Raw genomic sequence first — 24194 nt, 5'->3', positions numbered from 1 at the left:
GCGGCCATGAAGAGGCAAGACGAACCGGCCGTGGATGCCATCGCGCGGCTTGTGCCCGCGACCCTGCGGGCGCTGCATGCGCTGGAGTTCACCGGCCGCCATCTCGCGCCCGCGACCTTGCGCCAGCTGATCGATGCCGTCGCCGGTCGCGAGAGCGATGTGGCGGCGGCCCTGGAGGCGTCGCAGGCGCTGGCCTGGCCGGAGCGCCTGGGCCCGGTGCGGGATTGCCTGGAGCGTGCTGCTGCGGCGGCTGGCGAGGGCATCACCGGGCTGCTTGCCGCGGGCGATGCGCCGCAGCCGATGCTCGCGGCCTATCGTGCCTTGCGGGCCTACGCCCGCGCCGCCGAGGCGATCTACCCCATGGCGGCGCACCTGCGGCCCGTCAGCCAGTTCTTCCTCGAGTCGCCCGCGCGTGATGACGCTGCTTTGGCCGAACGCCTGGCCGCGATCGACCCGCGGCGCGAGCATGTCGGGGTGATGCATGTCGGCGGCCCGCCCGGCACGCGCGGCGCGTTCTCGCTGTACGTGCCGGAGTGGTACGACGCCGCCCGCGCCTGGCCGCTGGTCGTGGCGATGCATGGCGGCAGCGGCAATGGCGGGGCATTCCTGTGGAGCTGGCTGCGCGAGGCGCGCACCCGTGGCTTCATCCTGATGGCGCCCACCGCCAGCGGCTCGACCTGGTCGCTGATGGAGCCGGAGATGGACGGGCCGAGCATCGACCAGATGGTCGAGCAGGTGGCCGGCCAGTGGTCGATCGACGCGACGCGTCGGCTGCTGACCGGCATGAGCGATGGCGGCACGTTCACCTACGTGCTGGGCCTGCGCCAGGAATGCCGCTTCACCCATCTGGCGCCGATCGCCGCCAGCTTCCACCCGATGCTGATGGCCTTCGCCGACGCCGATCGCGTGCGCGGGCTGCCGGTCCATATCGTGCACGGCGCGCAGGACTGGATGTTCCCGCCGGAAATGGCCCGCGGCGCGCAGCTGGCGCTGACGCAGGCTGGTGCGGCCGTGGTCTATCGCGAGATCGCCGACCTCTCGCACACCTACCCGCGCGACGAGAACGCAGCGATCCTCGACTGGTTCCTGGGCACGGCTGCTGCATCCGCGTCGGCGGAGGCATAGCTGCCGCCAGCGCTGGAACGGCCGCTCCAGCGCGGCTTTGACGGCGACCGGCGCAGCAAGGCAGGGTGCGCATAGGAGATCGGACGCCAGTCCATCAATCGCCGGTGGCATGCCGGCGCGGGCCGGGGCAGATTTCGAGCGGCGAGTGCGAGTGGCGAGAAAGGAAACGCGACATGGCGAACAAGCTGAAGCAGCGGCTGAAGGCGGGCAAAGCGTGTGTCAACGGCTGGCTGGCGATCCCCAACGGCTTCTCGGCCGAGACCATGGCCCAGTGCGGCTGGGACAGCGTCACGGTCGACATGCAGCACGGCGTGCAGGACTACCAGTCGATGGTGCATTGCTTCCAGGCCATGGACCGCCATCCGGTGACGCCGCTGGTGCGCGTGCCCTGGAACGAGCCGGGCATCGTCGGCCGCGTGCTCGACGGCGGCGCCTGGGGCGTGATCTGCCCGATGATCAACACCGCGGCCGAGGCCAAGGCGCTGGTCTCCTACAGCCTCTACCCGCCCAAGGGCAAACGCAGCAACGGCCCGATCCGCGCCGGTGCCTACGGCGAGGCGACGCCCTACCAGGCGACCGCCAACGACGAGGTGCTGGTGATCCCGATGATCGAGACCCAGGAGGCGATCGACAACCTCGAGGCCATCCTCGACGTGCCCGGCGTCAACGGCGTCTATGTCGGCCCCAGCGATCTTGGCCTGTCGCTCGGCCTCAAGCCGATGCTCGATCGTGACGAGCCGCAGGTGCTGGCGATCTACGAAAAGCTGGTGCACGAGACCAGGAAGCGCGGCCAGTTCGCCGGCCTGCACAACGGCACCCCGGCCTACGCCGCGCGCATGATCGCCATGGGCTTCCAGTTCGTAACCATCGCCAACGACAGCGGCCTGATGGCCAAGGCCGCCCGCGAGGCGGTGCAGGCCACGCGCAAGGCCGCCGGCGACGTGGCGGCGCCGTAGCGCGTTGCAGGCGCAACGGGCGCCGAACGGCGCCCGTCCGCTGACATCAGCGTGTGACTCCCAGATTGGGGTCCGTCGGCGGCAGTCCCAGCAGTGAATCGACGCGCGCCACGACGGCGGGCGTCAGCGTCTTGTTCGACGCGGCGGCCAGCTGCCTGCGAGCGCCGGCGATCGCGGGATCGCGGCTCGACAGCGGCATGGAAAGCGCCGACAGCATGGCCTTGTCATAGGCCGCGATTGTGCCGACCCGCGAGTTCGGCGCGGCAACGCTGCGCGCCTGGGCTGACGCATGCGCGGCGTTCAACGCACCCAGCGCGCTGGCCAGCTGAGCGTTGCTGGCCGACACGGGCCCCCGACCACCGGGACTGTGGGCAACGGCGCCACGGCCGTTGCCCGCTCCGTTCGCCGTCGCGACGGCAGCCCCATGCCCGGCGCCGCTGCCATCGGCGTTGCCCAGGGCATTGCCGTTGCCGACTCCGTTGCCGCTCCCCGCGCCATTCCCGTTTCCATTCCCTGAACCGCCTCCACCACCTCCTCCTCCGCCGCCGCGTGCAACAGCTGCCTTGCCGTCCAGCGTCAGCAATGAGTTGAAGCCAACGGGTGCCGCGACAAGGGCCAGTCCCAGGGCAACGCTGATGCAGCAGGAGCTCCATCGGATGCATCGGATCGTAGGGCGACATTGCGACTGCATCTTGGCTCGGGTGGTCAGGTAGCGATCAGCGGCGCTGCGCAGTTTGTCCTGCATCGGTATCTGCTGCTCACGCTGCAAACGCCCCGCGCAGGAAGGTGGCGACCGCTTGCGCCACCAGGCGGTCGATATCGGCGCGCGCGTGCTGGGGCGGTGCCGCCTTGAGTAGCAGGCGGAGCTGGGCGTGGCCGAGCACCATGCCGAGGAACTGCTCGGCCGCCAGCCGGACATCGGCAACCATCAGGGCTGGCTGCCGTTCGAGATACGTGGCCAGGGCATCGGCAAGGCGCGCCGGCCCCGTACGGTAGATCAGCTTTCCCAACCCCGTGGTCCTGGCCGCTTCGACGACCACCAGGCGGTGCAGCGCCAGCGACCGCGCCGCCAGCGCGAGGTCTAGGTAGGCCCTGCCGACCTGCGTGAGCACCTGCTCGGGCGGCGCCTGGTCGACGGCCAGACGCCCGATATCGATCACCATGCCCTTCACCAGCGCGTCGATGATGGCGCCGAACAGGGCGTCCTTGCTGGTGAAGTGCGAGTAGATGGTCGCCTTGGAAACGCCAGCATGGAGGGCCACCATGTCCATGCTGGCGGCATCGTAGCCACGCTCGAGAAAGATCTGTGTCGCGGCGCCCAGCATGCGCGCGTGCTTGGCGCGGCTCAGCGGCCGGCCACGGCCGGGCCGATCATCGAGGACACCATTCTTCAAACGAGGAGATTGGTTCCCTGGCCGCCGCTTGTTGTCGGTCATTTTCTAAACTATACAGTATCGTTTTCCCAACTATAGCCGGTGCGTGCGAGGGTGCAAGGTGAAGCCAAGCTGGTTGACCGCGATAGGCCTCATTGGTGGCCTGGCTGTCGCCGGGTATGTCTGGTTGTCCCTGATGCCGCCGGGGCAGGCGGGGAAGCCGGCGCCGTCGGCCAATGCCGGGCCGGCCCCGGTTGCGGTCGAGATCACGCCGGTGGGGCGTGGCACCGTGCAGCGGGAACTGCAGGCCGTCGGCAGCCTGCGCTCCAATGAAGCGGTAATGATCCGCCCGGAGATCGCCGGGCGCATCACCCAGATCCTGTTCGACGAAGGTCAGAAGGCGCGCAAGGGCGACCCGCTTGTGCGGTTGGATGCCGCCATTGCCCAGGCGCAGGTGGACCAGGCCACGGCGAGCCTCATCCTGAGCCGCGCCAACCACGAGCGCGCCGCTGACCTGGTGCGCAAGGGCGTCGGCACCCAGCGGGCCTACGAGGAGGCGCTCGCCAAGCTGCGCGCCGACGAGGCAGCGCTTGCCCTGGCGCAGGCCACACTGGACAAGACGACGCTGGTCGCGCCGTTCGACGGCGTGCTGGGGCTTCGCCGGGTGAGCGTGGGCGACTACGTCAATCCCGGGCAGGACCTCGTCAACATCGAGAACATCGACACGCTGAAGGTCGATTTCCGCGTGCCGGAGATCCACGCGCTGCGGCTGGCGACGGGCCAATCCATCAAGGTCGTGCTCGATGCCATTCCGGACTCGGCCTTCGACGGCAAGGTCTACGCGATCGACCCGGCGCATGACCCCAATGGCCGCGCGGTGATCCTGCGCGCGCGCATTTCCAACAGCAAGGGCCACCTGCGCTCCGGCATGTTCGCGCGCGTGACCCTGCTCATCGACGAGCGCGACGATGCGATCATGATTCCCGAGACCGCGCTCGTGCCCGTCGGCGACGAGAAGTTCGTGTACCGGGTGGTCGACGACAACGCCGTCCTGACCAAGGTCCGGCTTGGCCAGCGCCGCGGCGGCAAGGTCGAGATCGTCGACGGCCTGACGGCCGATGCCATGATCGTCACCGAAGGCGCGATGAAGCTGCGTGACGGCGTTGCGGTGCGTCGTGCCGCGTCAAAGGCGCCGTAGCCCATGGTCCTGTCCGACATCTGCATCCGGCGGCCGGTCTTCGCGACGGTGCTGAGCCTGGTCGTCGTCCTGGTCGGCCTGGTCTCCTTCAACCGCCTCACGGTCCGCGAATACCCCAACATCGACCCGCCCGTCGTGCTCGTGAAGACCGTGTATCGCGGCGCGAGCGCGGAGGTGATGGAGAGCCAGGTCACGCGCGTGCTCGAGGAGTCCATCGCCGGCATCGAGGGCATCGACTACATGCGCTCGACGACGCGGCAGGAGGAGAGCCAGATCGCGGTGCGCTTCACGCTGTCGCGCGATCCGGACGCCTCCGCCAACGACGTGCGCGACCGCGTCGGCCGGGTGCGCGGGCGCCTGCCCGACGAGATCGACGAGCCGGTGATCTCGAAGGTGGAGGCCGACGCGCAGCCCATCCTCTACCTCGCCTTCTCTTCCAGCCGGCATACGCCGCTGGAGATCACGGATTTTGCCGATCGCTACGTCAAGGACCGCCTGCAGTCGATCGACGGCGTGGCCGAGGCGCGGATCTTCGGCGAGCGGCGCTACGCCATGCGCATCTGGCTCGATGCGGCGCGCCTGGCGGCCTACAACCTGACGCCGCAGGATGTCGAGAACGCCCTGCGGCGGCAGAATGTCGAGGTGCCGGCCGGGCGCATCGAGAGCAATGAAACGGAATTCACGGTCCTGGCGGAGACCGACCTGCGGGTGCCGGAGCAGTTCGGGGCGATCATCATCCGGGAGGTGTCGGGCTATCCCGTCCGCCTGCGCGACGTCGGCCGTGCCGAGCTGGGCGCGGCCGACGAGCGCGTCAGCGTGCGCTTCAACCAGAAGCCCGCGGTCGCGCTCGGGATCGTCAAACAGGCAGTGGCCAATCCGCTCGATATCTCCCGCAATGTGCGCGCCGAGCTGCCGCGCATCGAGGCCAGCCTGCCGGCCGGCATGAAGGTCGAGGTTGCCCACGACACCTCGGTCTTCATCCAGGCGTCGATCGATTCCGTCTATCGCACGATCGGGGAAGCCGTCGTGCTGGTCGTGATCGTGGTCTTCTTCTTCCTGCGCAACGTGCGCGCCACGCTCATCCCGGTCGTGACGATTCCAGCCTCCCTGCTGGGCGCGTTCGCGATCATGTACGCGCTCGGCTTCTCGGTGAACACGCTCACCCTGCTTGCCATGGTGCTGGCGATCGGGCTCGTCGTCGATGACGCGATCGTCGTGCTGGAGAACATCTATCGCCATGTCGAAGAGGGCATGTCGCCCATGGCGGCCGCCTTCAAGGGCAGCAAGGAGATCGGCTTCGCCGTCATCGCCATGACGCTGACCCTGGCGGCGGTCTACGCCCCGATCGGCTTCATGTCCGGAACGACCGGCCGGCTGTTCACCGAGTTCGCCTGGTCGCTGGCCGGCGCCGTGCTGATCTCGGGCTTCGTGGCCCTGACGCTCAGCCCGATGATGTGCGGGCGCCTGCTGCGCCACGATGCCCGGCATGGCTGGGCCTATAATCTCGTGGAGAACGCGCTCGAGCGCCTGGTCCGGGGCTACCGGTCGGCGCTCGGCGCCGCATTGCACGTGCGGCTCGTGGTCATCCTCCTGGGACTGGCGGTGGCCGGCAGCAGCTATTTCGTCTTCCGCACGATCAAGCCGGAGCTGTCGCCGGTCGAGGACCGTGGCACCATCATCGCGATCTTCATCGGGCCCGAAGGCGCCACGCTCAAGTTCATGGAGAAGTACGCCCATCGCATCGAAGGCATTCTCCATGGCATCCCCGAGGCGCAGGGCTATTTCGCGGTATCGGGCACGCCGATCATATCGCAGGGCATCACCTTCACACGGCTGACGCCGTGGGGCGAGCGCAGCCGCAAGCAGCAGGAGATCGTCAACCTTCTTGGCCCGCAGATGGCCGAATTGCCGGGCGTGATGGCCTTCGCCTCCAACCCGCCCTCGCTGGGGCAGAACGCGAGCTCCAAGCCGGTCTGGATCGCCATCCAGTCTTCGGGCGACTACGCCGGGCTCAACCGCATGGTCGAGGCGGTGATGCTGGCCGCCGAGAAGGAGCCGTCGCTGGCCAACCTCGAGACCCGGCTGAAGCTCAACAAGCCCGAGATCAAGGTGGCGGTCAATCGCGACAAGGCGAGCGACGTCGGCGCCGAGGTCGAGACCATCGGGCGCACCCTGGAGACCATGCTGGGCGGCCGCCAGGTCACGCGCTTCAAGCAGAACGGCAAGCAGTACGACGTCATCGTCCAGATCGCCGATATCGACCGGACCAATCCGGACGATCTTTCGCGGATCTACGTGCGCAGCCGCCAGGGCCAGATGATCCAGCTCTCCAACCTGGTCGATGTGCGCGAATCGGTTGCGCCGCGCGAGCTGGGCCGCATGAACCAGCTGCGTGCCGCCGACATCACCGCCAATATCGCGCCCGGCTACTCTCAGGGCGAGGCCCTGGCGGCCCTCGAGCGGGCGGCGCGCGGCGTGCTGCCGGCCTCGGTGCAGATCGACTACATCGGGCAATCCCGCGAGTACAAGCAGGCATCTGGGGACATCTACTTCACGTTCGTCCTGGCGCTGCTGTTCATCTATCTCGTGCTGGCGGCGCAGTTCGAAAGCTTCATCGATCCGCTCATCATCATGCTGACGGTGCCGCTGTCGATGACGGGCGCGCTGCTGGCGCTGAAGCTCGGCGGCGGCACGATGAACATCTACAGCCAGGTCGGCCTGGTCACGCTGGTCGGGCTCATCACCAAGAACGGCATCCTGATCGTGGAGTTCGCCAACCAGCTCCAGGATCAGGGCCGCTCGCGCCTGGACGCGGTGATCGAGGCCGCGACCCTGAGGCTGCGGCCCATCCTCATGACCACGGCGGCCATGGTCCTGGGCGCGGTGCCGCTGGTGACGGCGGGCGGCGCCGGCGCCGAAAGCCGCAACCAGATCGGGCTCGTGATCGTCGGTGGCCTCGTCCTGGGGACGGTGCTAACCCTCTTTGTCGTGCCCACGGTCTACACCCTGCTGGCGCGTGACCGCTCAGCAGGACGGTCGGCTGAGACGCGCGATCACCCGCATTCCGGCGAGCAGCGGCTGCCGGCGGAATGATGTGGTCAGCGGGTGACGCCCAGATTGGGGTCCGTCGGCGGTAGCCCCAGCAACGAATCGACCCGTGCCACAACAGGGGCCGTCAGCACCTTGTTCGAGGCTGCGGCCAATTGGCGGCGTGCGCTGACGATCGCGGCATCGCGTGTCGACAGCGGCATCGCCAGGGCCTGCGCCATGGCCTTGTCGTAGGCGGCGATCATGCCGACGCGGGAGTTCGGCGCGGCGACGCTGCGCGCCTGAGCCGACGCGTGCGCAGCATTCAAGGCGCCCAGCGCGCTTGCCAATCGACCGTTGCTGGCCGGCGCCGCGCTCCGGCCAGCGCCGCTCGCCGGGGCCGCGCCACGGCCGCTGTCCGTGCCGTTCGTGGTCGCGACAGCCGCGCTGTGCCCGCCGCCGTTGCCGGTCGCGTTGCCCACTGCATTGCCGTTCCCGTTCCCTGCGCCATTGCCGTTTCCCACACCGTTTCCACCGCCACCACCATTTCCTCCGCCTCCGCCACCGCCACCACGGGCGAATGCCGCCTTGCCATCGAGCGTCAGCGGCGAGGCAAGGCTGATCGGGGCTGCGACCAGAGCCAGGCTCAAGGTGACGGTCATCCATCGGCGGGGCTGGATAGTCATGATCCTCTCCTGTGCGGCGTCTGCTTTCGTCTCTTCGGACGGCACGACGTTAAAATCACAATGCGACTGATTCTTGGCTTGGCGCGTCAGGCAGGGGTCAGTCGGGGCGCCGGCTTTGAGGCGGTCAGCCCGCCGGCACGGGCGCGGCCGGGTCGAGCAGCCCCTCGCGCACCAGCTCGGCCCACAGGTCGGGCGGGATCGGCTGCTGCATGTGCCTGGTATTCTGCTGGACCTCGGCGATGCTCAGCGCGCCGGGGATCACCGAGCACACCGCGGGATGGGCCAGCGGGAACTGCAGCGCCGCGGCCGCGAGCGGCACGCGATGGCGGGCGCAGACCGCCTCGATCCGCTGCGCCCGCTCGGCGATGGCGGGCGGGGCGGCGGCATAGTCGTAGGTGGCTCCCGGCTTCGCGCCGCCGGCCAGGATGCCCGAGTTGAACGGTCCGCCCAGGATCACGGAAGCGCCGCGCTGCACGCAGGCCGGCATGAAGGCTGCCAGCGCCCCCTGCTCCAGCAGCGTGTAGCGTCCGGCGAGCAGGACGCAGTCGAAGTCTCCAGCCTGCAGGAAGCGCAGGCTGGTGTCGGACTCGTTCAGGCCGATGCCGATCGCGCCGATCACGCCGGCGCGGCGCAGCTCGTCGAGCGCCCTGAAGCCGCTGTCCATGACGGTGCGGAACCGTTCCTCGAGGACGGCGCGATCCTGGGTGGTCCAGAAATCGACGTCGTGCACCAGCGCCACATCGATGCGGGAGATGCCCATGCGCAGATGCGACTGCTCCAGCGAGCGCATGACACCGTCATAGGTATAGTCGAAGGTCGGCGCGAAGCCGGGCAGGCAGTTGGGCCGCAGGTCCGCGACGGTCTCGCCGGGCCGCAGCGTGCGCATGACGCGGCCGATCTTGGTCGACAGCACGTAGCTGGCGCGCGGCTTCTCGCGCAGCGCCGCGCCCATCCGCAGCTCGCTGCGGCCATAGCCGTAGAAGGGCGATGTGTCGAAGAAGTTGACACCGGCGTCATAGGCCGCATTCACCAGCGCGACGGCGTCGGCATCGGGAATCGTGACACGGAAGCCGCCGATCGGGGCGCCGCCGAGGCCCAGCTCGGTGACGTCCAGGGCCGTGCGGCCGATCCGGCGGCGCGGGAGTGTAGTCATGCGACCTCCATCGGATGGTCATGGTGATGCGGGCCGCTGGAAGCATACGCCATTCCGGAGCCCTTCATGCAGGTGGCATCGGGGTTGCATTCAGCGCCTTGCCCGGGGTCACCGAATCCCCTCAGACTGTGCCGGATATCGCGGGAGGCTTCTCCAGTGGCAACTACGCCCGATCCGATCGCCTTCGAGCTGTTCAAGAACGCGATCTTCTCGATCGCCGACGAGATGGCGCTCACCGTCGTGCGCACGACCTATTCCGGCGTGCTGAAGGACAACATGGATTTCTCCACCGGCTTCGCCGACGCCGAAGGCAAGCTGGTGGCGCAGGGCCTGACCCTGCCCGGGCATCTCGGCAGCGTGCCGACGGCGATGGAAGCCATCATGCGGCATTTCCGCGACGACATGGCGCCGGGCGACGTGTTCATCATGAACGACCCGTTCGACGGCGGCATGCACCTGCCGGATATCTTCGTCTTCAAGCCGCTGTACCATGAGGGCGAGCGCCTGGCTTTCGCCTGCACGGTCTGCCACCATACCGATGTCGGTGGCCGGGTCGCCGGCTCCAACGCCTCGGACTCGACCGAGATCTACGCCGAGGGCCTGCGCATCGCGCCGATGAAGTTCTACGAGGCCGGCAAGGTCAACAAGACCCTGATGAGCTTCATCGAGAAGAACGTGCGCCTGCCAGTGCGGGTGTTCGGCGACCTACGGGCGCAGCTCGCCGCCTGTCACATCGCCGAGACGCAGTTCGCCGACCTGGTGGGGAAATACGGTGCATCCCAGACCAGGTCCTTCATGCGCGAGACGATCGACTACGCCGAGCGCCTGACGCGGGCGGCGCTGGAGAAGCTGCCGGATGGCGAATGGAGCTTCGAGGACTGGATCGACGACGACGGTGTCGACTACGGCGTGCCGATCCGCCTGTTCGTCACCATCCGCAAGACAGGCGGCCACATGGTGGTCGACTGGACCGGCACCCATCCCCAGGTGAAGGGCGCCATCAACAACACGCTCTCGTTCACCAAGGCGGCGTCCTACACCGGCGTGCGCTCGGTGCTGCCGCCGGGCATCCCCAACAACGAGGGCGTGTTCCGCGCCATCGAGGTGATCTGCCCGCCCGGCACCGTGGGCAACGGCGTTTTGCCGGCGGCCTGCGCGGCGCGCGGGCTCACCGGCTTTCGCATGACCGACTGCATGTTCGGCGTGCTGGCCATGATGCTGCCCGACAAGGTCAAGGCGGCAGGCGACGGCGGCAACACCGGCATCTCGATCGGCGGCTACCACGCCGACCGCTCGCCCTTCATCTATGTCGACTTCACGTGCGGCGCCTGGGGTGCGCGCCCGTGGGAGGACGGGCTGGACGGCAACTCGCACATGATGGCCAACATGGCCTCGCATTCGATCGAGGTGACCGAGGTCGAGCAGCCGATCCAGATCACGGCCTACGAGTTCGTCGCCGACAAGGCCGGGGCCGGCAGATATCGCGGCGGCGTGCCGTTCCGCCGCGACTACCGCTTCCTCGAAGCCGAGGGCATGCTGCAGGTCCGCTCCGACCGGCGCGACCACCGGCCGTTCGGCCTGTATGGCGGCAATCCCGGCATGCCCTCGGAAAACTATCTCAACCCTGATGGCGAGAACCGTGTCCTGCCCAGCAAGCTCACCATGACCATCAGGCGCGGCGACGTGTTCCGCCACGTTCTGGCCGGAGCCGGTGGCTGGGGCGATCCGCTGGAGCGCGACCCAGCCGCCGTGCTCAAGGACGTGCGCAACGAGCTGCTGTCGCCGGCCAAGGCGCTGGCCGACTATGGCGTGGTGATCGACACCGCGCGCTGGACGATCGATGTGGCGGCCACAACCCGGCGGCGCGAGGCGATGCGCCGCGCCCGTGGCTGGCAAGCGGTGCCCAAGGTGCAGTGGCACGACCCGCAGCCGCTGGCGCGCGCGGCGGAGTAGCCGGACATGGTGCAGTACCGCGTCGGCGTCGATATCGGCGGCACCTTCACCGACATCGTCCTGCTGGGTGATGACGGCACGATCCACACCAAGAAGATCTCCTCCAGCGTCGGCAACTACGCCCAGGCGATTGTCGACGGCCTCGCCGAGGTCTTCCGCGAGACCGGGTTGGACGGCGCCGCGATCGCCGAGCTGCGGCACGGCACCACGGTCGCCTCCAACGCCATCCTGGAGCACAAGGGCGCGCGCGTCGGGCTGATCACCACCAAGGGCTTCCGCGACGTGCTGGAGATCCGCACCTTGCGGATGCCGCGGCTGTACGACCTGGCCTGGAGCAAGCCGCCGCCGCTGGTCGAGCGCTACCTGCGGCAGGTGGTCGACGAGCGCGTCGATGCGTTCGGCAAAGTCGACCGTGCGCTCGATCCGGCGGACGCCGAACGTGCCGTCGATGCGCTGCTGGCGCAGAAGGTCGAGGCGATCGCGATCTGCCTGCTGCATTCCTTCACCAATCCTGCGCACGAGCTCGCCATCAAGACCATCGTCGAGCGCAAGGCGCCCGGCCTGCCGCTCAGCGTGTCCTGCGAGGTGCTGCCCGAAATCAAGGAATACGAGCGGACCTCGACCACGGTGGTGAATGCCTATGTCATGCCCATCGTCGCGCGCTATCTGCGGGCGCTGCGCCAGGGCCTCGATGCCGCCGGCATCCCGGCACGCCTGCTGCTGATGCAGTCCAACGGCGGCCTCACCACCGACCAGGCCGCGGCCGAACGGCCGATGAACATCATCGAATCCGGCCCGGCCGGCGGCGTGATCGGCGCCCAGGCGCTGGCGCGGGCCAAGCAGCTGCCCAAGATCATCACCTTCGACATGGGCGGCACGACCGCGAAGGCGGCCATGGTCGAGGACGGCACCGTGACACGGGCGGCCGAGTACTCCGTCGGCGCCGGCATCATGATCGGCTCGCGCCTGCTGACCGGCGCCGGCTACACGCTCAAGGTGCCCGCGATCGACCTGGCGGAAGTCGGTGCCGGCGGCGGCTCGCTGGTCTGGATCGATCCCGCCGGCTCGCTGCAGATCGGGCCGGAAAGCGCCGGCGCCGCACCGGGGCCGGTCTGCTACGACAAGGGCGGCGAGATCCCGACCGTCACCGACGCCAACCTGCTGCTGGGCTATCTCAACCCGGCGCACCTGGTCGGCGGCGCGGTCAGGCTCAACGCCGCCAAGGCCGAGCAGGCCTTCGTCAAGAAGGTGGCGACGCCGCTGGGCCTGCCGCTCGATCAGGCGGCCCATGGCGCGCATCTGATCGCGGCGTCGAACATGATCCGCGCCATCAAGGCGGTGTCGACCGAGCGTGGCCGCGATCCCCGCGACTTCGCGCTGTTCGCCTTCGGCGGCAACGGTCCGGTGTTCGCCTGCGGCATGGCATCGGCGCTGGGCATGAGCCGCGTCGTCGTGCCGCCGTCGGCCGGGCTGTTCTCGTCGTTCGGGCTGCTCTACGCCGATGTCGAGCACCACTACGCGCGGACGTTTCGCCGCCTCTTGCGCAAGAGCGACCTCGACGAGATCCAGCGTGCCTGGGACGCGCTTGCGTCACAGGCCACGGCGCAGCTCGCGGCCGAAGGCTTCACCGGCGCCAGGATGCGCCTGCGGCGCGCCGCGGCGCTGCACTATCACGGACAGAGCTACGAGCTGACGGTGGCGGTGCCCGACGGGCCGATCGACGCAGCGATGGTGGCGCATCTGGAAGAGGCGTTCGGCCAGGAGCACGAGAAGACCTATGGCCACCGGGCCGGTCCCGAGGAGCCGGTCGAGCTCGTATCGATCCAGGTCGTGGGCCTGGGGCTGCGCGAAGGCGGTGGCGTGCCGCAGCGCGTGCGATCAAGCCGTGCGGAGCCGGTGCCGCCGCCGCCGCGCCGCGCCTATTTCGGGCCGGCGCATGGCTGGATGCAGACACCCGTCCTGCGGCGGTCGGATCTCGCGGCGGCGCAGGCCGGGCCGCTGATCGTCGAGGAGTACGACGCCACCTGCGTCGTTCCGCCCGGCGCCAGGGCCAGCCTCGATGCCGGCGGCAACATCGTGATCGAGCTGGGGTAGCGCTCAGTTCGACACCGCTCGTGCCAGCCAGAGGGCGATCCCGGGCCAGAGCGACAGGATCGCGATCATCACCAGCATGGTGACGACGAACGGTGCCGAGCCGATGATCACGTCGTCGATCTTGCCGCGCTGGCGCAGGCCCTGCACGACGTAGAGGTTGATGCCGACGGGCGGCGTGATCATGGCCAGCTCCATCAGGATCACCACCAGGATGCCGAACCAGATCGGGTCATAGCCGGCTTTGAACATGATCGGCGCGATGATCGGCACGGTCGCCACCATCATCGACAGCGTTTCCATGAACATGCCCAGGATGAAGTAGAAGATCACCACGACGACTAGCAACTCGACCGGGGTCAGGCCCAGCGACGTGATGTACCTGTTGATCTGGCCGGTGAGTCCGATCGAGGTGATGACGAAGTTCAGGAAATAGGCGGCGATCAGGATGGCCATGATCATCGCCGTGGTGCGCATGGTGCCTTCGAAGGCTTGCAGCAGCATGCGCGGGGTGAGGCGGCCGCGCCAGGCGGCGACGCCCAGCGCCGCGATCACGCCCAGCGCGGCGGACTCCGTGGCGGTCGCCCAGCCGGCATAGATCGAGCCGATCACCGCCAGGAAGATCACCAGCGGCGGCAGCAGGTCGGGCAGGGCGCGGATGCGCGCGTCCCAGCTGGTCGCCACACGCCGGCCGCCCAGGGCCGGGCGGGCCAGGCAGAAGATCAGCACGGTCAGGCTGAACAGGCCGGCCAGCAGCAGGCCGGGGATGATGCCGGCCAGGTAGAGCTTGGGGATCGACGTGTCGGTGAGCACGCCATAGACGATCATGTTGATCGAGGGCGGGATCAGGATGCCCAGCGTCCCGCCGGCGGCGATCGTGCCCAGGAACAGGCGTTCGGAGTAGCCGTGCTTCTCGATCTCGTCCATCGCCACGGTGCCGATCGTGGCCGCGGTTGCGACGCTGGAGCCGGAGGTGGCCGCGAACATGGCGCAGGCGGCGATGTTGGAGTGCATGAGGCCGCCGGGTAGCCACGGCATCCACAGCACCAGCGCGTTGTACATGCGTTCGGCCATGCCCGAGCGCAGCAGGATCTCGCCCAGCAGCACGAAGAACGGGATCGCGACCAGCAGGAAGTTGTTGGACGTGCCCCACGCCATCTCGCCCATCGCCAGCGACAGCGGCAGCTTGGAGAACAGCTCGGACAGGCCCAGGCCGAGGATGCCCAATCCTGCCGCGACCGGCACCGCCACCGCCAGCACGACGATCAGGATCACCAGCGCCGCCCAGATCATCATGTGCTGCGCTCGCTCGACTGGCGCTGCTTGAGATCGCGGATCTCGTCCTCGACCTCCTCTTCCGCCGAGCGCGTGCTGATCAGCCGCGCCATGCCGTTGAGCTCACTGCGGGCAGCCAGCGCCAGGGCATGCCCCAGCAGGACGATTCCCACGATGACGAAGCTGATCAGGCCCAGGATCCAGATCAACTGCGGGATCACCGTCGGCGTCTCGAGCGCCGACTGGCTGCGCGAGCCGGAGACCCAGGATTGTTCGACCACACCCCATCCATGCCAGGCGACCAGGCCGAAGAAGCCCAACAACGCCAGCACGCCCACGACGTCCAGCACCAGGCGCAACCGCATCGGGAAACGCACATAAAGCGAGTCGATGCGGATATGGGCCCGGTCGACCAGGGCGGCGCCCAGGGACCAGGCTGTGCCGATGGCCAGGGCATAGCCGGCCAGCTCGTCGGCACCGCCGATCGAAGCCGCGAAGAATTTGCGCAGGATGACGTCGATACCGATCAGGACCGCCGCCAGCAGCACCAGCGCGCCGCCGAACCACAGCCCGATCTGGGTGAAGCGGCGGAGCCAGGTCATGTCTCTTGCCGGGAGCGCGCCACTCCAGTGGCGTACCGGCCCGAAGGGCCGGCTCTTGTTTTGGCGTCCATCATCATCCGGCGCTACGCGCCGGTGCGCCACTGGAGTGGCGCGCTCCCGGCGGTCCTTTGTGTTCAGAAAGGCAGACGGTGCACATCACGGCATCGGCGCCTTCAGGCCGAGCAGCTTGCCGACGGTGTCGTTCCACTCCGCCACGCATTCCTTGCCGCAGCGCTTGGCCCAGTTGGCGAGCACCGCGCCCTCGACCAGCTTCTTGTGGGTCTCGGCCTCCGACGGCTTCACCGGCACGATCGTGATGCTGGCCAGCTTGCCCATGGTGCAGGGCTGCTTGTTGGTGTTGCAGTTGTCGGCTTCCTCGGCAGCCTTCTTCAGTGTCGCCCACATCTTGTCTTCGTAGGCCTTGACCTGCTCCTGCAGGAAGGCCTGCACCTTGGGATCGATCCGCTTCCAGGTGCCGAGGTTCACCGCGAGCACGTTGATGCTCCAGCCTAGCGACATCGGGTAGAGCGACTTGGTGACCTCGGGCCAGCCGGCCGTATTGCCCGACAGGCTGCCGGTGACGCCGCAATCGACGACGCCGTTGTTGAGCGCCGGCACCACCTCGGCGAACGCCATGCTGACCGCGGTGGCGCCGACGCCGCCCAGGAAGTCGCGCATGGTGTTGTTGAACACGCGGATCTTCTTGCCCTTCAGGTCGTCCAGCCCGCTCAGCACGTTGCGGCACCAGAACACCTGGGGCGGGTTGCCGCCGAACGCCAGCAGCTTGGCGTTCCAGTTCTTCTGCATCTGCCGGTCGATGACCTCGCGCCAGGCATTGCAGGCGGCACGTGCCTTGTCGGCATCCAGGGTCAGGCCGGCGAGATCGCAGCCCTCGAAGCGCGGGTCGTCGCCCGCCATCTTGGAGATGTCCATGCCGGCAAAGTCCATGACGCCCAGCTTGAGCAGCCGCAGCATGGTCTTGTCGTCGATGCCGGCCTGGTCGAGCGGCGTGATGTCGGCGGTGATGGCGCCGTTCGATGCCTTGGGCACCGTCTCGCGCCAGAACGGCACCTCGTCGACGATCGAGGCGACGGTCGGGCCGTTGAGGCCGACAACCTTGAACTGGGTCTTCGGCAGGTCCTGCGCATTGGCGCCGACGGTCATCACCGTCGCGAGCGCAATGCCAGATGTGAACCATCGCAGCATGGCTGGCCTCCCCCAACAGGTCTGTGGACTCGATATCCTCCGGCCGGCTTAGTCAATAGGGATGCCGCAATATGCGTGCCAACCCGCTGCGCTCGCGAAGGTGGCTGGCGGCTTCAGGCGCTGCGCGGCAGGCGGATGAGGGCGCGCAATCCGCCGGAGCGATTGGCCAGCACGACATCGCCGCCATGGGCGCGGGCGATGCTGCGGGCGATCGACAGGCCCAGCCCGACGCCGCCGGTCTCGCGGTTGCGCGAATGCTCCAGCCGCACGAAGGGCTGGAACACGCGGTCGAGGTCACAGTCGGGGATTCCCGGTCCGGCATCGTCGACGGTGATCTCGATGCCGTCCGTGGCCTGGCTCAGCGCGACGCGTGCCTGGCCGCCGTAGCGCACGGCGTTCTCGACGAGGTTGCGCAGCGCGCGCCGCAGCGCGTCGGGCCGGCAGCGATAGGTCATCGGCTCGGCCTCGGCGAAGCTCACGTTCCAGCCGAGGTCGGCGAGGTCGGCACAGGTGCTTTCCAGCAGGGCAGGGAAGTTGACCGTCCGGGTCGCTTCACCGGTTGCGTCCTCGCGCGCGAACACCAGCGTGGCCTCGGTCATGGCCTGCATCTCCTCGACCGTGCTCAGCAGCTTTTCCCGCGTCTCCTCGTCGCTCACGAATTCGGCCCGCAGGCGCAGCGACGTCAGCGGCGTGCGCAGATCGTGCCCGATGGCGGCCAGCATGCGCGTGCGATCCTCCACGAAGCGCCGCAGCCGGGTCTGCATGCGGTTGAACGCCTCGGCGGTGCGGCGCACATCGAGCGGCCCGCGTTCCGGCAGCGGCGCGACGTCCTCGCCGCGGCCGAGCTTCTCGGCCGCATTCCCGAGCTGCTGCAGCGGCTGGGCGATGCGCCGCGCGATGAAGACGGCAATGATCGACAGCGCCAGCGCCGTCAGACCCAGCGACAGGTAGGATTGCGACGACCACATCGACGGCATCCGCTTGGCGAAGAAGGCGTTCAGCCATCGTCCGTCGCCGAGCTGGACCGTAAGCCCCATCGCGTTGGCTTCTTCCAGGTAGAGGAACCGCGCCGGCCCGGTGAAGAGCCCTGCACGCGGCGGAAGATCGCGCCAGGCGGCGGCGTTCGTCGCCGCCGCTGCGGTGGCGATCCAGGATGCCCAGCCATCCGCCAGCGGGTCGGGTATGGGATGGCCGTGCCGGGTCCTGGTCATCATCCCTTCGGCGAGCTGGTTCCAGGCCTCGCGTGTCCATTTGCCGGCGTCGGTGGTGTTCTCGGTGGCCACCCAATAGCGCGTGTAGCTGGCGCCGACGGCGCGCAGGATCTCGGCGTGCAGCGCCGGCGGCGTGGCTTCCAGCAGGCGCGCCGTCGAGGCGCTGCGCATCAGGAACTCTTCCTTGGCGGCGCCCTTCAGCATGACGATGCGCTCGTCGCTGACGACGACGAACGCGATGGCCTGCGACAGCGCCAGCGCCAGCAGCAGCAGCCCCACCATCTGGCCGGTGAGGCTACGCGGCAGCAGGTGCCGGATCAGGGCGCGCATATCTCGCCCTCGAAGCTGTAGCCGCCGCCCCAATGGGTCTTGATCAGGATCGGGTTCTTCGGATCGGTCTCGATCTTCTTGCGCAGGCGGCTCACCTGGTTGTCGATGCTGCGGTCGAAGACGTCCGCGGCCTTGCCGACCGTGAGGTCGAGCAGTTGCTCGCGTGACAGCACCAGGCCGCGATGATCGAGGAAGACATGCAGCAGGCGGAACTCCGCCGTGCTCAGCGGTACCGCGACACCGTCGCTGTCGACCAGCTCGCGCCGGCCCAGCTCGAAGGTCCAGCGATCGAAGCGCACGACATCGGCCGGCCGGCGCCGCTGGCGCGGCGGCAGGCTGTTGGCACGCCGCAGCACGGCACGGATGCGCGCCAGCAGCTCGCGCGGATTGAACGGCTTGGTGAGGTAGTCGTCGGCGCCCATCTCGAGGCCGATGATGCGGTCCGTATCCTCGGTGACCGCGGTCAGCAGGATGATAGGCAGGTCCGTGGTCGCGCGCAGATGGCGGCAGAGCTGCAGGCCGTCCTCGCCCGGCATCATGATGTCGAGCACGACCAGATCGAGCGCGCTGCGCTCGTGCATGCGCCGGAACGCCGCCGCGCTTTCAGCCACGCTGACGCGGTAGCCGTTCTGGGTCAGGTAGCGGCCGACGAGCTCGCGGATATCCCGGTGGTCGTCGACCACGGCGACATGCGGTGTGGGTTCCATCGGTATTCTCTCGCACCCTGAAGCTATCACGGCGGGACAGGCGGGGCGCCGACAAAACTGTATCAAAGTTTGTCGTCACGGCCTTCTGCGGCACGCTGCGACAATTCAACAGGACCGATGGCAAAGTCCTGCCATAGCTTGGCGGCACTATCGCGGCGTCCCAGGGTCATTCCCCTCCAACCGCAGGTGCCCAAATGCTGAGCTCAGCACTACGCCGTGCGACATGGTCGAGCCAGAACGGCGCGGAAGACAATCTGTCGCGCTTTGTGCCACCGCTGCTGGCGATTGATCCGGCCGCGTTCGACGTGCCACGCCAGGCTACCGTGACGGTGCTGTTCGCCGATATCGTGGGCTTCACCCGGCTGTGCGAGGAGCTGGCGCCGGCCGATGCGATCTCCTTGCTGGGCGATTTCCATCGCCGCATGGCGCGGATCATCGCCGCCCACGGCGCCGGGATCGACGACTATATCGGTGACGGTGTCATGGCCGTCTGGGGTGGCATGCGCGACGCATCCGACGACGCAGCCCGCGCCCTGCGCTGCGCCGTCGCCATGCTGGATGCGGTCGCGCGTTGGAGCGACCGGAGCACCACCGACCCGGCGCGCTCGATCCGCATCGGCATCGGCCTGCACACGGGCCAGGCGATGATCGGCAACAGCGGCGATGCGCAGCGCGCCAAGCTGCTGGTGCTGGGCGATGCCGTCAACGTCGCCAGCCGGCTCGAGCGCGCGACCCGCCAGCACGGCGCCGCGCTCATCGTCTCGGACGATCTGATGCGGGCGGCCTGCCGCAATGCGCCTTTCAATATCGGCCTGGACGTGTGCCGGCGAAGCCCGCTGAGCCTGACCGTGCGTGGCCGGCGCCGCCCGGTCGACGTCTGGGTCATGCGCCACAGCCGCGACGCGCAGACCCGGCTCGCGCTGTGCCGGACGGACGCGGCGTGATGCCGATGTCGCGGGACATGCCCGGCATTTGTATCAAAGTGTGTCAGCACACCGGCCGGAGACAGTTCGCGACAATCGCGGGCGCCGGGGGACAACCTTCTGCGACAGCTCCCGCCTAGCGTCCCGCTGATATTTGGTGTCCACCCGATCGACGAGGTTCGGCATGGTCCGGCTGACCAACGCGCTCTTCGCGACCACCGGCAGGCGCGATCTTCCGGGGGATTCACGGATGGCGCCGCCCGTGCCGTCGCTCGGCGGTGCGTCGACTGTCGAGGCGCGGCGCCACGCCGCCCTCGATCACGGTCTTCTGCTGAAGGCGTTTGCTACCGGCAGCGCGCCCCTGATAGGCGCGCCGCAGGTGCTGGCGCTGCGGCCGATTCCGATCGTGGTGGTTGGCGGTGGCTTTGCCGGCGCCAGCTGCGCGCGCGAGCTGCAGCGCCACGGGGGGCGGCTGGCGATCACGCTGGTCGAGCCGCAGTCGCGCTTCACCGCCTTTCCGTTCGCCAATGCCGTGGTCGCCGGCCTGCGCGATCTGGAGCTGCAGCAATTCGGCTACGAGGCCTTGGCGCGGGACGGCATCACCGTCGTGCGCCGCCGCGCCGTCGCGATCGACGCGCAGGCTCGGCGTGTGACGCTGGACGATGGCAGCACGCTTGCCTATGCCCGGCTCGTGCTGGCGCCCGGCATCGATCTGCGCTTCGATGCCTTGCCCGGCTATGACCGCGCGGCGGCACAGGTCATGCCGCATGCCTGGAAGGGCGGGCGGCAGATCCTGGCCCTGCGCAGCCAATTGGAAGCGATGGAAGACGGCGGCATCGTCGTGATGTCCGTTCCGGCCGATCCGTTCCGATGCCCCCCGGGACCTTACGAGCGCGCCAGCCTCATCGCGCATTTCCTCAAGACGCGAAAGCCGCGCTCCAAGCTCGTCGTGCTGGACGCCAAGGACACATTCTCCAACCAGCACCTGTTCCAGGCCGCCTGGAAGGCGCTGTATCCGCGCCACCTGGAATGGGTGTCCTTGGCCGGCGGTGGCAAGGTCGTCGAGGTCGATGCCGTCGGCAGCATCCTGCGGACGGAGCGCGGCAGCCACCGCGGCAGTGTCATCAACGTCATCCCGCCGCAGCTTGCCGGTGCGATCGCGCACGCCGCCGGGATTGTCGATCGCACCGGCTGGTGTCCGATCGACCCAGTCTCGTTCGAATCTTCCCTGCAATCCGGCATCCACGTGATCGGCGATGCCGCGATTGCAGGCGCCATGCCCAAGTCGGCCTTCGCGGCTCATGCCCAGGCCAATGTCTGCGCCGGCGCCGTCGCGAGCCTGGTGCGTGGCCTGGCGCCCGTCGATCACCGGCTGACCAACACCAGCTACAGCCTGGTCGCACCGGACTACGGCATTTCGGTCGCCGGCATCTATCGTCCGGCAAACGGCGCGCTCACCGAGGTCACCGGCCGCACCAGCGCGGCCGAGGTGCCGCCTGCATCGCGCCAGGACGAGGCCCGCCACGCCGAGGCCTGGTTCCAGACCCTCACCCGCGTGGTGTTCGGTTGACACGGCAACGGCGCTGCGGGGACGCACGCATGCTGCCTCCTCGCCCCGCTGCACCCGGAAAATAGGACTGTCATCCCGAGCGCCAGCGAGGGATCTCCTGCGAAGGACGCACGGTGCGCCACTTGCGGGAGATCCTCGCTGGCGCTCGAGATGACAGATGTGTGAATACCGTAGCCCCACTGCCGCGGGGCGATCTCCGGAACACGAACCCCTCGGCCCGATGCGCGCCGGCCGGTCAATCGCGGATGAACTTTGACGGATCGACCTGCTCGCCGCGCAGCTGCCGCAGGGTCACCATGGCGCCGTCGCGGGAATCGTAGAGCGCTTTGCGCACCAGGCGTTCGGCGCGCCGGCCGTCACTTTTGCGGATGGCCACCGCCACGGCCATCCAGTCGGCTGCCGTCTCGAGCCGGCGCTGCGCGGTCAGAAAATCCAGCGGCCGTTCGCGCCAGATCAGGCCCCATAGCGATCCCTGGTTCTGCTGCCGCAGCATGCGGATGAGATGCGGGTTGCCGCAGCGACGGTACATGATGCCGCCGGTCCGCCCGACGGCGAGCGCAAAGGCGACCGGGTCCACATCCTCGGCCGCGGCCAGGCGCCGAACACCGTTGGTGTGCTCGACCAGCTCGGCCACCGCGTCGCCGGCATCGCTGCGCATCGCGAGGTTGCGCGCCGCCAGCCCCAGCAGCACGGCCCGGATGTTGAAGATGTCGGCGATGGCGTCGAGCGTGATGTCGACGACATAGGCGCCGCGCCGCGGGAACAGCTCGACCAGCCCGCGCTTCTCCAGCGCCCGGATCGCTTCGCGCACCGGCCCGCGGCTGACGCCGTAGAGTGTCGCGACCTCCTGCTCGGAGATCCGCTCGCGCCCGCGATAGTCGCCGTTGAGGATGGCGATGCCGAGATGGTCGGCGATCTGCTCGGGAATCGTGCGGGCACGCTCGCCGCGCCGGCGCTGCGCGGCGTCGGCGGAAATCGCGGTTCGGGCCGGGACCGTGTCCATCACTGCGCTCTGCAATGCCGCGGCGAGCGCCGCGATTCGCGCTCTCTACCAAGCTCGATGCATTTCAGGAAGTAGAATTGTCGACAAGTGACATTTGACATTGATATCGGGTTCGTGCTGCTTTCGGGTCAATGAACGGTAATTCACGGCAGCAGCGCCGCGTGAGATGGAGGAACGTTGTGCCCAGGACGTCGACGCTCTGCTTGGCGCTGTCGCTGTCATTGTTGTCCGGTCCCGTCTTGGCGCAGAGCGCGCCAGCGCGTGGCAGCCTGACCGTTGCGTTTGCGGCTGAACCGACGGTGATGGACCCGCTGAAGTATTCGGCCGGCGTCGACCACTACTTCATGGGCCAGATGTTCGAGCAGCTGGTGCGCCCCGACCCGACGCTGCGCAGCGTCAATTGGCTCGCCGAATCGTGGAAGGTTATAGAGGACAACGGCAAGCCGATCATCGACATCCACATTCGCAAGGGCGTGAAGTTCCACAACGGCGATCCGCTGACCAGCGCCGATTTCGAGTTCACCTTCAGCAAGCTGCGCGATCCCAAGATATCGCGCTGGTCGCACCTGCAGGCCTCGGTCGAACGCTTCGAGATCGTCGACGACCACCATTTCCGCCTGCATTTCAAGGAAGGCGACGGTTCCTACATCTCGGGCCAGCTGCAGTTGTGGGCTGTCCCCAAAGCCTACTACGAGCGCGTCGGCGAGGAGGGCTTCGCCAAGGCGCCGGTGGGCACGGGGCCGTGGAAGTTCGTCTCGCGTGTCGTGAAGGACGAGCTGAAGCTCGAGGCGTTCGACGACTACTGGAACAAGGAACACCGGCCCACAGTCAAGAACCTCACCATCAAGATCATCCCCGAGGATCTCACGCGCGTCGCGGCGTTCAAGACCGGCGCCGTCGACTGGGTCGACGCGGTGCCGCTGGCGATGGTCGAGGAATTCAAGAAGATGCCCGGCGTGAAGACGGTCAGTGTCGTGTCGGGCAACAACCTCTTTCTCGACTTCAATACGGACCAGCCCAACTCCCCCTTCCGCGATGTGCGGGTGCGGCAGGCGGCGGCGCATGCCATCGACGTCAATGCGATCATCAAGAGCGTGCTGTTCGGCCAGGGCGAGCGCTACGTGGAGGTCGGCAAGGGCGGCATCGGTTACGATCCCGAGCTCAAGCCCTATCCTTTCGACCCTAAGAAGGCGCGCGAGCTGCTGCGCCAGGCCGGGCATCCCAACGGATTCGAGACACCTTGCTACAATCTCACGACGCCGCGCGAACCCAATGTGAAGGAAGTGGGCGAGGCGATGTTCGCGTACCTCACGGCCGCGGGGATCCGCTGCAAGGTGCAGGGCCTGGAGTATGGCGCCTGGATCAACCTCATGCGGCGCGGCCGCAATGGGCCGCCGGAGATGGACGGCGTGATCAGCATGATGTGGAGCCAGAACCTGCCCGGCGATCCCGGCACGGCCTGGGCCGGCCATCTGCACAGCTTCGTGCCCGGCAAGGGCTGGGGCAGCTATTCCTTTGCCCAGGACGCCGAGGCCGACGCCATGGTCGAGCAGCTGAAGCTCACCATGGATCCGCAGAAGCGCGACGAGCTTGCCCGCAAGATCGCACGCTACAAGCATGAGAAGGTGCTGGGCGGCCTGACCACCTACCGCCCGATGATCACGCTCGCCTGGCGCGACGCCAAGGTCGATTTCAAGCCCTGGCCCTATCCCGGCTACTGGCGCGGCTTCCAGGAGATCGGGCTCAAGCAATGACGGGCCGGGAGCGCGCCACTCCAGTGGCGCACCTCCGGCGAAAGCGAATGC

Annotated in this window: 19 protein-coding genes; 9 read left to right on the top strand and 10 right to left on the bottom strand. The window is 68.2% G+C overall.

Going from position 1 to position 24194, the window contains the following annotated elements:
* The first annotated feature begins 6 nt into the window (after nucleotides 1–6).
* Together FHP25_RS18715 and FHP25_RS18710 are read left to right on the top strand one after the other, a co-directional pair.
* A complete protein-coding gene (locus FHP25_RS18715; protein ID WP_147848475.1) occupies nucleotides 7–1125 on the top strand; it encodes a carboxylesterase family protein in 1119 nt (372 codons plus the stop codon).
* 173 nt (nucleotides 1126–1298) lie between these two features.
* Nucleotides 1299–2081, top strand: a complete 783-nt coding sequence (locus tag FHP25_RS18710) for an HpcH/HpaI aldolase family protein (protein ID WP_147848474.1) — start codon at nucleotides 1299–1301, stop codon at nucleotides 2079–2081.
* Between the two features lie 46 nt (nucleotides 2082–2127).
* On the opposite strand, the gene FHP25_RS18705 is transcribed toward FHP25_RS18710, so the two are convergent.
* Nucleotides 2128–2826, bottom strand: coding sequence for a hypothetical protein (locus FHP25_RS18705; protein WP_147848473.1), 699 nt, complete (start codon nucleotides 2824–2826; stop codon nucleotides 2128–2130).
* 13 nt (nucleotides 2827–2839) lie between these two features.
* Nucleotides 2840–3475, bottom strand: coding sequence for a TetR/AcrR family transcriptional regulator (locus tag FHP25_RS18700; protein WP_178133620.1), 636 nt, complete (start codon nucleotides 3473–3475; stop codon nucleotides 2840–2842).
* Nucleotides 3476–3590: 115 nt separating this feature from the next.
* Here FHP25_RS18700 and FHP25_RS18695 point away from each other — a divergent pair, with 115 nt between their 5' ends.
* Nucleotides 3591–4652, top strand: a complete 1062-nt coding sequence (locus FHP25_RS18695) for an efflux RND transporter periplasmic adaptor subunit (protein ID WP_147848471.1) — start codon at nucleotides 3591–3593, stop codon at nucleotides 4650–4652.
* A 3-nt stretch (nucleotides 4653–4655) separates the two neighbouring features.
* Nucleotides 4656–7745, top strand: coding sequence for an efflux RND transporter permease subunit (locus FHP25_RS18690; RefSeq protein ID WP_147848470.1), 3090 nt, complete (start codon nucleotides 4656–4658; stop codon nucleotides 7743–7745).
* A 5-nt stretch (nucleotides 7746–7750) separates the two neighbouring features.
* Here FHP25_RS18690 and FHP25_RS18685 read toward each other — a convergent pair whose 3' ends face one another.
* Nucleotides 7751–8365 carry a hypothetical protein gene (locus FHP25_RS18685; RefSeq protein ID WP_147848469.1) on the bottom strand — a complete coding sequence of 205 codons (615 nt, stop codon included), beginning with the start codon at nucleotides 8363–8365 and terminating at the stop codon, nucleotides 7751–7753.
* Between the two features lie 124 nt (nucleotides 8366–8489).
* Complete coding sequence (locus tag FHP25_RS18680; protein ID WP_147848468.1) at nucleotides 8490–9518, bottom strand: aldo/keto reductase; 1029 nt, start codon at nucleotides 9516–9518, stop codon at nucleotides 8490–8492.
* Nucleotides 9519–9674: 156 nt separating this feature from the next.
* Between FHP25_RS18680 and FHP25_RS18675 the strand changes: the two genes are divergently transcribed.
* Entirely contained in the window at nucleotides 9675–11471 is a 1797-nt protein-coding gene (locus FHP25_RS18675) for a hydantoinase B/oxoprolinase family protein (RefSeq protein WP_178133619.1), read from the top strand.
* Between the two features lie 6 nt (nucleotides 11472–11477).
* Entirely contained in the window at nucleotides 11478–13565 is a 2088-nt protein-coding gene (locus FHP25_RS18670; RefSeq protein ID WP_147848466.1) for a hydantoinase/oxoprolinase family protein, read from the top strand.
* Between the two features lie 3 nt (nucleotides 13566–13568).
* On the opposite strand, the gene FHP25_RS18665 is transcribed toward FHP25_RS18670, so the two are convergent.
* The 5 genes from FHP25_RS18665 to FHP25_RS18645 all read right to left on the bottom strand — a co-directional run bounded on the left by FHP25_RS18665 (nucleotide 13569) and on the right by FHP25_RS18645 (nucleotide 18893).
* Entirely contained in the window at nucleotides 13569–14855 is a 1287-nt protein-coding gene (locus tag FHP25_RS18665; RefSeq protein ID WP_147848550.1) for a TRAP transporter large permease, read from the bottom strand.
* On the bottom strand, nucleotides 14855–15439 hold the full coding sequence (locus tag FHP25_RS18660) for a TRAP transporter small permease subunit (protein WP_147848465.1): 585 nt from the start codon (nucleotides 15437–15439) through the stop codon (nucleotides 14855–14857). Before FHP25_RS18660 ends, FHP25_RS18665 begins: the two co-directional genes overlap by 1 nt.
* A 156-nt stretch (nucleotides 15440–15595) precedes the next feature.
* Nucleotides 15596–16645, bottom strand: a complete 1050-nt coding sequence (locus FHP25_RS18655) for a TRAP transporter substrate-binding protein (RefSeq protein ID WP_147848464.1) — start codon at nucleotides 16643–16645, stop codon at nucleotides 15596–15598.
* Nucleotides 16646–16758: 113 nt separating this feature from the next.
* On the bottom strand, nucleotides 16759–18186 hold the full coding sequence (locus tag FHP25_RS18650; protein WP_147848463.1) for an ATP-binding protein: 1428 nt from the start codon (nucleotides 18184–18186) through the stop codon (nucleotides 16759–16761).
* On the bottom strand, nucleotides 18174–18893 hold the full coding sequence (locus FHP25_RS18645; RefSeq protein WP_147848462.1) for a response regulator: 720 nt from the start codon (nucleotides 18891–18893) through the stop codon (nucleotides 18174–18176). Before FHP25_RS18645 ends, FHP25_RS18650 begins: the two co-directional genes overlap by 13 nt.
* Nucleotides 18894–19087: 194 nt before the next feature.
* On the opposite strand from FHP25_RS18645, the gene FHP25_RS18640 reads away from it, so the two are divergent.
* Together FHP25_RS18640 and FHP25_RS18635 are read left to right on the top strand one after the other, a co-directional pair.
* Nucleotides 19088–19837, top strand: a complete 750-nt coding sequence (locus FHP25_RS18640) for an adenylate/guanylate cyclase domain-containing protein (RefSeq protein WP_147848461.1) — start codon at nucleotides 19088–19090, stop codon at nucleotides 19835–19837.
* A gap of 163 nt (nucleotides 19838–20000) precedes the next feature.
* Nucleotides 20001–21386, top strand: coding sequence for an NAD(P)/FAD-dependent oxidoreductase (locus FHP25_RS18635; RefSeq protein WP_231712385.1), 1386 nt, complete (start codon nucleotides 20001–20003; stop codon nucleotides 21384–21386).
* Nucleotides 21387–21621: 235 nt separating this feature from the next.
* Here the strand turns inward: FHP25_RS18635 and FHP25_RS18630 are convergent, their stop codons facing one another.
* Nucleotides 21622–22389 carry a GntR family transcriptional regulator gene (locus FHP25_RS18630; protein WP_147848460.1) on the bottom strand — a complete coding sequence of 256 codons (768 nt, stop codon included), beginning with the start codon at nucleotides 22387–22389 and terminating at the stop codon, nucleotides 21622–21624.
* 179 nt (nucleotides 22390–22568) lie between these two features.
* On the opposite strand from FHP25_RS18630, the gene FHP25_RS18625 reads away from it, so the two are divergent.
* On the top strand, nucleotides 22569–24143 hold the full coding sequence (locus FHP25_RS18625; RefSeq protein WP_218578444.1) for an ABC transporter substrate-binding protein: 1575 nt from the start codon (nucleotides 22569–22571) through the stop codon (nucleotides 24141–24143).
* Nucleotides 24144–24194: the final 51 nt, after the last annotated feature.

Origin of the sequence: Vineibacter terrae (genome assembly GCF_008039615.1) — a bacterium.
Taxonomy (GTDB): domain Bacteria; phylum Pseudomonadota; class Alphaproteobacteria; order Reyranellales; family Reyranellaceae; genus Vineibacter; species Vineibacter terrae.
Note: the sequence above shows the minus strand (reverse complement) of the source record. Positions and strands in the feature narration are given on the sequence as shown.

Excerpts from the sequence above, each read along its gene's own strand:
- FHP25_RS18655 (WP_147848464.1), bottom strand. The coding sequence starts at position 16,645 with ATGCTGCGATGGTTCACATCTGGCATTGCGCTCGCGACGGTGATGACC.
- FHP25_RS18685 (WP_147848469.1), bottom strand. The coding sequence starts at position 8,365 with ATGACTATCCAGCCCCGCCGATGGATGACCGTCACCTTGAGCCTGGCT.
- FHP25_RS18630 (WP_147848460.1), bottom strand. The coding sequence starts at position 22,389 with ATGGACACGGTCCCGGCCCGAACCGCGATTTCCGCCGACGCCGCGCAG.
- FHP25_RS18645 (WP_147848462.1), bottom strand. The coding sequence starts at position 18,893 with ATGGAACCCACACCGCATGTCGCCGTGGTCGACGACCACCGGGATATC.
- FHP25_RS18710 (WP_147848474.1), top strand. The coding sequence starts at position 1,299 with ATGGCGAACAAGCTGAAGCAGCGGCTGAAGGCGGGCAAAGCGTGTGTC.
- FHP25_RS18635 (WP_231712385.1), top strand. The coding sequence starts at position 20,001 with ATGGTCCGGCTGACCAACGCGCTCTTCGCGACCACCGGCAGGCGCGAT.
- FHP25_RS18690 (WP_147848470.1), top strand. The coding sequence starts at position 4,656 with ATGGTCCTGTCCGACATCTGCATCCGGCGGCCGGTCTTCGCGACGGTG.
- FHP25_RS18715 (WP_147848475.1), top strand. The coding sequence starts at position 7 with ATGAAGAGGCAAGACGAACCGGCCGTGGATGCCATCGCGCGGCTTGTG.
- FHP25_RS18640 (WP_147848461.1), top strand. The coding sequence starts at position 19,088 with ATGCTGAGCTCAGCACTACGCCGTGCGACATGGTCGAGCCAGAACGGC.
- FHP25_RS18680 (WP_147848468.1), bottom strand. The coding sequence starts at position 9,518 with ATGACTACACTCCCGCGCCGCCGGATCGGCCGCACGGCCCTGGACGTC.
- FHP25_RS18670 (WP_147848466.1), top strand. The coding sequence starts at position 11,478 with ATGGTGCAGTACCGCGTCGGCGTCGATATCGGCGGCACCTTCACCGAC.
- FHP25_RS18665 (WP_147848550.1), bottom strand. The coding sequence starts at position 14,855 with ATGATCTGGGCGGCGCTGGTGATCCTGATCGTCGTGCTGGCGGTGGCG.
- FHP25_RS18705 (WP_147848473.1), bottom strand. The coding sequence starts at position 2,826 with ATGCAGGACAAACTGCGCAGCGCCGCTGATCGCTACCTGACCACCCGA.
- FHP25_RS18650 (WP_147848463.1), bottom strand. The coding sequence starts at position 18,186 with ATGCGCGCCCTGATCCGGCACCTGCTGCCGCGTAGCCTCACCGGCCAG.
- FHP25_RS18660 (WP_147848465.1), bottom strand. The coding sequence starts at position 15,439 with ATGACCTGGCTCCGCCGCTTCACCCAGATCGGGCTGTGGTTCGGCGGC.